Origin of the sequence: Mesorhizobium sp. M2A.F.Ca.ET.039.01.1.1 (assembly GCF_003998035.1) — a bacterium.
Taxonomy (GTDB): domain Bacteria; phylum Pseudomonadota; class Alphaproteobacteria; order Rhizobiales; family Rhizobiaceae; genus Mesorhizobium.
The window spans coordinates 1-1929 of the sequence record NZ_RZRY01000961.1 but is presented as its reverse complement, the minus strand read 5'-3'; the positions used below and the strand labels follow the sequence as shown (position 1 = coordinate 1929).

At 64.6% G+C, this 1929-nt stretch carries 4 protein-coding genes; all 4 read left to right on the top strand.

Annotated elements, in window-relative coordinates:
* The first annotated feature begins 69 nt into the window (after nucleotides 1-69).
* Complete coding sequence (gene rplF, locus EOA24_RS36110; protein WP_095818135.1) at nucleotides 70-603, top strand: 50S ribosomal protein L6; 534 nt, start codon at nucleotides 70-72, stop codon at nucleotides 601-603.
* Nucleotides 604-760: 157 nt separating this feature from the next.
* Nucleotides 761-1123, top strand: coding sequence for a 50S ribosomal protein L18 (gene rplR / locus EOA24_RS36105; protein ID WP_126082800.1), 363 nt, complete (start codon nucleotides 761-763; stop codon nucleotides 1121-1123).
* Between the two features lie 75 nt (nucleotides 1124-1198).
* A complete protein-coding gene (gene rpsE / locus EOA24_RS36100; protein ID WP_027046810.1) occupies nucleotides 1199-1768 on the top strand; it encodes a 30S ribosomal protein S5 in 570 nt (189 codons plus the stop codon).
* A 25-nt stretch (nucleotides 1769-1793) separates the two neighbouring features.
* Nucleotides 1794-1929, top strand: a 136-nt coding sequence (gene rpmD, locus EOA24_RS36095; RefSeq protein WP_127410714.1) for a 50S ribosomal protein L30, incomplete at its 3' end; no start/stop codon positions are given.

Genomic DNA, 1929 nt, shown 5'->3' with positions numbered 1-1929 from the left:
GGGCTTCGGTTCTCGGGATCGCGCCCGGGAACTGGAACCTGAAACCAAAGAAGTGACGAGGACAACAAAATGTCTCGTATCGGAAAGAAACCCGTTTCGCTGCCGCAGGGCGTGACCGCCTCCGTCAACGGCCAGACCGTGACGGCGAAGGGCCCGAAGGGCGAGCTGAAGTTCGTGGTGAACGACGAAGTGCTGGTCAAGATGGAGAACAACGAGATCTCCGTCGAGCCGCGCGACCAGACCAAGAACGCCCGCTCCAAGTGGGGCATGTCGCGCACGCAGATCGTCAACATCCTGCAGGGCGTGAAGGACGGCTTCGAGAAGAAGCTCGAGATCACCGGCGTCGGCTATCGTGCGGCGTTGCAGGGCAAGAACCTGCAACTCGCGCTTGGCTTCAGCCACGACGTCGTCTACGAGACGCCGCAGGGCATCACCATCACGGTGCCGAAGCCGACCGAGATCACGGTCTCGGGCATCGACAAGCAGCAGGTCGGCCAGGTCGCCGCCGAGATCCGCGAGTATCGCGGTCCGGAGCCGTACAAGGGCAAGGGCGTGCGCTATGCCGACGAGCGCATCGTGCGCAAGGAAGGCAAGAAGAAGTAATAGGCTTGGCCCGAACCGAAGGTCAGCGCAGCAAAAAGTCGCGGACTTTTCGGACGGGGCCAGGCTTGAGAAGTGTAACGCCGCGGGGAGCGGTCGCGGGAGGCCTGGCCTACCGCACAGGGTTGCCCCCGTCTACTGAAGGCAAGGAACTGAAAATATGCCCAGCCCCAAGGAAACCATTCAGCGCCGCGCGCAGCGTGTCCGCCGCCAACTGAAGAGGGTCGCCGGCGCACGTCCGCGTCTGTCGGTGCACCGCACCTCGAAGAACATCTACGTCCAGGTCATCGACGACGCCAACGGCCACACGCTGGCCGCCGCCTCGACGCTCGAGAAGGACCTCAAGGGTTCGCTCAAGACCGGCGCCGACACCGCCGCCGCCGCGGCCGTCGGCAAGCTGATCGCCGAGCGCGCTTCGAAGGCCGGCGTCAAGGAAGTCGTCTTCGATCGTGGCCCGTACATCTATCATGGCCGCGTCAAGGCGCTGGCCGAAGCTGCCCGCGAAGGCGGCCTCAGCTTCTAATTTCGCCGCTGATGACCCAAAGGCGGCATCGGCAAACAGCAACCCGTGCTTCCGGAAAAGAACAAGGACTAGGATATGGCACAGGAACGTAGAGAAGGCGGCCGCGGCCGCGAGCGTGAACGCGAAGAGCGTGACGACGGCATGGTGGACAAGCTCGTCCACATCAACCGCGTCGCCAAGGTGGTGAAGGGCGGCCGTCGTTTCGGCTTTGCCGCTCTCGTCGTCGTCGGCGACCAGAAGGGCCGCGTCGGCTTCGGCCACGGCAAGGCGCGCGAAGTGCCGGAAGCCATCCGCAAGGCGACCGAGTCGGCTAAGCGCGACATGATCTTCGTGCCGCTGCGTTCGGGCCGCACGCTGCATCACGACGTCGAGGGCCGCTGGGGCGCCGGACGCGTTCTGTTGCGCGCCGCCAAGCAGGGTACCGGCATCATCGCCGGCGGTCCGATGCGCGCCGTCTTCGAGACGCTCGGCATGCATGACGTGGTCGCCAAGTCGATGGGTTCGTCGAACCCCTACAACATGGTTCGCGCCACCTTCGACGCGCTGAAGAGCCAGATGCATCCGAAGGATGTGGCTGCCGCGCGCGGCATCAAGTACTCGACCCTTCAGGCCCGCCGCGGCACCGCCGTTGCGGCTGAAGAATAGTCGACGCTGACCAGGGATTTCGACCATGGCCAAGAAAGCTACCAAGACCATCACCGTCGAGCAGATCGGCTCCCCGATCCGCCGGCCGAAGGAGCAGCGTGCCACGCTGGTCGGCCTCGGCCTGAACAAGATGCACAAGCGGCGCACGCTGGAAGATACCC

Excerpts from the sequence above, each read along its gene's own strand:
- rplF (WP_095818135.1), top strand. The coding sequence starts at position 70 with ATGTCTCGTATCGGAAAGAAACCCGTTTCGCTGCCGCAGGGCGTGACC.
- rplR (WP_126082800.1), top strand. The coding sequence starts at position 761 with ATGCCCAGCCCCAAGGAAACCATTCAGCGCCGCGCGCAGCGTGTCCGC.
- rpsE (WP_027046810.1), top strand. The coding sequence starts at position 1,199 with ATGGCACAGGAACGTAGAGAAGGCGGCCGCGGCCGCGAGCGTGAACGC.